Consider the following 4,249-nt stretch of genomic DNA (forward strand, 5'->3'; position numbering starts at 1 on the left):
GCGAAGAGGCCGGTATTAACACCGAGGATTCAGGGTGTTAATACCGGCCTCTTCGCAGCACAAGGCTGCTCCTACAAGGGGTGGCTTACATATCGTCGAAGTAGCGCTCGTGCCAATCCACCAGCGGCTGCGGCGAGTTGAGCTTCTGACCGTAGATCACCGAATACGACAGCACGTTCTGGACGTACTGGCGGGTCTCGTCGAACGGGATCGATTCCACCCACACATCGAAGCTCAGGTGTTTAGCGCCCTTGAGCCACTGGCGTACCCGCCCGGGGCCGGCGTTATAGGCCGCTGAAGCGAGTACCCGGTTGCCATTGAATTGGCTGTGCACCTGGCTCAGGTACGCGGCCCCCAGCTGAATGTTCTTGTCGGGGTTGAACACCTGCGCCGGCGAGGCCAGCGGGATGCTGAACTTGCGCGCGGTTTCCTTGGCGGTGGCCGGCATCAGCTGCATCAAGCCGCTGGCACCCACGCTGGAGCGCGCATCTTCCATGAAGGCACTTTCCTGACGGGTAATGGCGAACACCCAGCTTGAATGCAGGCCGCGGACCTTGGCCTCGCGCACCAGGGTGTCGCGGTGGGCCATCGGGAAGCGGATGTCCAGGTCATCCCAGTACTGGGCCTGGCTGATGGTCCGAATGGCCGGGAAGTACCAGCGCAGTTCATAGGCCAGGCGTGCCTGGGCGACCATCTCGTCACGGGTGAAGTGGCGGCTGACGTGGTACCACTCGCGGCGCCCTTCGACGATCTGCCCGCGGGCATGGAATTCCAGTGCGCGCTGAATGCCCGGGGTATTGCGCACCTTAGTGACCAGCTGCTGGCTCAGCACCAGGGGCTTGTTGTTCAGCTGGTAGGGGGTTTGTGCACGGTCGGCAGCGAGGAAACCATAGAAGTCACGCTCGCGCGCCACGGTCTTGTACAGCAGTGGAATTTGCGGGTTGTTCGGTTGGGCCAGTTCGAGGCTGCGTGCCTGCCAGTACTTCCAGCGGTTGCTGCTGGCCAGGTCCTGGGGCAGGCGCTTGGTCAGCTCGTAGGCATCTTCCCAACGGCCCAGGCGCAGCAACAGGCGCAGGCGCCATTCGCTGACGGTGTTGTCGCGCAGCTCGGGGTCGTAGCGGGTCATCAGGTCGAGCGCGCGTGGGTCGTAGCGGCGCGCCAGGGTCAGGCCGATCTCGCGGGCGATGGCCACCTTCTCGTCGCGGGAGAAGTGCATGCGCTGGGCATAGTCGTCGAGCAGGGCCATGGCCCGCTCCGGGTCCTGCCGGGCCAGTCGGCGCAAGCCGAGGCTGACCACGTCGGACATGGCCTCGTTGACCGGGGTGAAGCGCGACGGCTGGTTGAGCAGCTCGGGCTTCTGTGCCACATCGATCAGCAGGCGCCCTTGCGGACCGAGGGTGGTCAGGGTTTTGACCAGGTTGTTGGCCAGGCCGTAGTTGCGCGCCTGGGCCGCCAGCTTGGTGCGGTTCCAGCGCTTGGCCTCGGTCAACTGGCCCTCGGCGGCCCACATGCCGAACAGCGTGTCACAGGCCGCCGGTTGCGACTTGCCGACATTCCACAGTTTATCGGCCGTGGCATAGCCTTCGGCGCGCAGGCCGTGGCTGAGCTGGTACTGGCCGTTGAGGCAGTCCAGTTCGGTGAAATTGAGCTTGGGGTCGTAGTACTTGACGAAGGTGTTCCATTCGCCGCGCTCGGCCAGCCAGCGCAACCAGCGCAGTTTCATCCAGTTGGCCTGGGGCAGGTCGCCGTGTTTGGCCAGGAACCCTTCGATTTCTTCGTTGCTGGCGCTCTTCAGGCGTGCGGTCAGCTCGTCGTAGGTCAGGTAGGGCGTCAGCGGGTAATCACGCAATTGCTGGGCATAGCGCAGGTACGGGCCTTTGTCGCCCTTGGCCAGGGCGCGCTTGGCCTCGTCGTAGTACTGGCGCTGTTGAGTGAGGTCGAGGGCCTGCGCCGCGCTGGCGGTGGCGGCGGTAAGCAGCAAGCAGGATGCAATCTGTAACAGGCGGCTGCGCATGATACGTCCGGGCAGTTGAACCATGGGGAAGTGACGGCGAAGCCAGCACTGTTGGAAGCTATGCCTTAGCTTAGCCGTTTGCCGGCGGCAGATGAAAGCACAGCGCTTGTATCAAGACATTATGTTCGACCAGATGTCGTAAAGCCCTCACCGGGCGGTCAACTTAATGCCGTGGGGGCCCAAGTCAGGTAGAATGCGCGCCCGATTTATGGAGACCAACATGACCCTGCTCAAATTCAGCGATGTGTCCCTCGCATTCGGCGCCATGCCGCTGCTGGACAAAGTGTCCTGGCAGATCGCTCGTGGCGAGCGGGTGTGCATCATCGGCCGCAACGGCACCGGCAAGTCGAGCATGCTGCGCCTGGTCAAGGGCGAGCAGAAGGGCGACGACGGCGAGATCTGGCGCGCTCCGGGCCTGAAGATCGGCGAGCTGCCGCAGGAATTGCCGCTGGCCGACGAGCGCAGCGTGTTCGATGTGGTGGCCGAGGGCCTCGATGGCGTTGGCGCGTTGCTGGCCGAGTTCCATCACCTGAGCCAGAACATCCAGGGCGACGAAGACCTGGAAAAACTCATGCACGTTCAGCACGAACTCGAAGCCCGTGACGGCTGGCGCCTGCAGCAGGTGGTGGAAAGCACCCTGAGCCGTCTGCAGCTGCCTGCCGACAAGACCCTGGCCGAGCTGTCCGGTGGCTGGCGCCGCCGCGTGCTGCTGGCCCAAGCGCTGGTGTCGGAGCCTGACCTGCTGCTGCTCGACGAGCCGACCAACCACTTGGACATCGGTGCGATCGCCTGGCTTGAAGAGGCGCTGCGCGGGTTCAATGGCGCGGTACTGTTCATCACCCACGACCGGTCCTTCCTGCAGAACCTGGCCACTCGCATCCTCGAACTGGACCGTGGCGGGCTGATCGACTGGAACGGTGATTACGCCAGCTTCCTGGTGCACAAAGAAGCGGCGCTGGCCGCCGAGGAAACCGCCAACGCGCTGTTCGACAAGCGCCTGGCCCAGGAAGAAGTGTGGATCCGCCAGGGCATCAAGGCCCGGCGTACCCGTAACGAAGGGCGCGTACGTGCCCTCAAGGCCTTGCGCGTCGAGCGCGGCGAGCGCCGTGAGCGTCAGGGCAAGGCGAACATCCAGATCGAGGCGGCGGACAAGTCCGGCAAGCAGGTCATGGTGCTGGAAAATATCAGCTTCGCCCATGCCGACGGCCCGATGCTGGTCAAGGACTTCTCCATGGTCCTGCAGCGTCAGGACCGTATCGGCCTGCTGGGTGCCAACGGTACCGGCAAGACCACCTTGCTCAAGATGATGCTCGGTGACCTGGAGCCTATCTCGGGCAAGGTCGAGCGTGGCACCAAGCTGGAAGTGGCCTACTTCGACCAGATGCGCCATCAGCTCGATCTGGAAAAGACCGTGATCGACAACCTGGCCGAAGGCCGCGATTTCATCGAGATCGATGGCCAGAACCGCCACGTGCTCAGCTACCTGGGCGACTTCCTGTTCAGCCCCCAGCGTGCCCGTACGCCGGTCAAGGCGCTGTCGGGTGGCGAGCGTGCGCGCCTGCTGTTGGCCAAACTGTTCAGCAAACCGGCCAACCTGCTGGTGCTCGACGAACCGACCAACGACTTGGACGTGGAAACCCTCGAGCTGCTCGAAGAGGTGCTGTCCAACTACAAGGGCACCGTGCTGATGGTCAGCCACGACCGGGCCTTCCTCGATAACGTCGTCACCAGCACCCTGGTGTTCGAAGGCGAGGGCAAGGTACGCGAGTATGTCGGTGGCTATGAGGACTGGATCCGTCAGGGCGGTTCGCCGAAGTTGCTGGGCGTGACCGAAAGCAAGGGCGGCAAGTCCGAGCTCAACAGCGCGGTGGTGGAGAAGCAGGACGTGCAAGCCGCACCTGCGCCCGCAGCAGCCGTGGCCGACGCCTCGAAGAAGAAACTCAGCTACAAACTGCAGCGTGAGCTGGAGATGTTGCCTGGGCAGATCGACGCGATCGAACAGCGCATGGCTGAGGCGCAGGAAGAAGTGAATGCGGCGGGCTTCTATCAGCGGCCAATCGCCGAGACTTCGGCGGTGCTGGCACAGATCGAGAAGCTGCAAGGCGAGGAAGGGCGAGCAATGGGAGGTCGGCAGCAAGTTCGACTTCCTCGACGGCCGCGGCGCCGCCACGCTGGCGCTGTACCAGATCGTGCGCAAGGACTTTGCCGTGCGTGACTCCAACGATGCCAACCAGA

At 63.6% G+C, this 4,249-nt stretch carries 1 protein-coding gene and 2 pseudogenes; 2 read left to right on the plus strand and 1 reads right to left on the minus strand.

The genetic code is table 11. The annotated features are described in order from the left end of the window. Positions 1 to 85 precede the first annotated feature (85 nt). Entirely contained in the window at positions 86 to 2,014 is a 1,929-nt protein-coding gene (locus OO306_RS27695; protein WP_027596633.1) for a transglycosylase SLT domain-containing protein, read from the minus strand. 220 nt (positions 2,015 to 2,234) lie between these two features. On the opposite strand from OO306_RS27695, the pseudogene OO306_RS27700 reads away from it, so the two are divergent. Further along, positions 2,235 to 4,121: pseudogene (locus OO306_RS27700) on the plus strand (ATP-binding cassette domain-containing protein); the annotation flags it as partial. Positions 4,122 to 4,125: 4 nt separating this feature from the next. Further along, positions 4,126 to 4,249, plus strand: a pseudogene (locus OO306_RS27705) (hypothetical protein); the annotation flags it as partial.

This window comes from Pseudomonas sp. DCB_AW (assembly GCF_026240895.1).
Taxonomy (GTDB): domain Bacteria; phylum Pseudomonadota; class Gammaproteobacteria; order Pseudomonadales; family Pseudomonadaceae; genus Aquipseudomonas; species Aquipseudomonas kermanshahensis.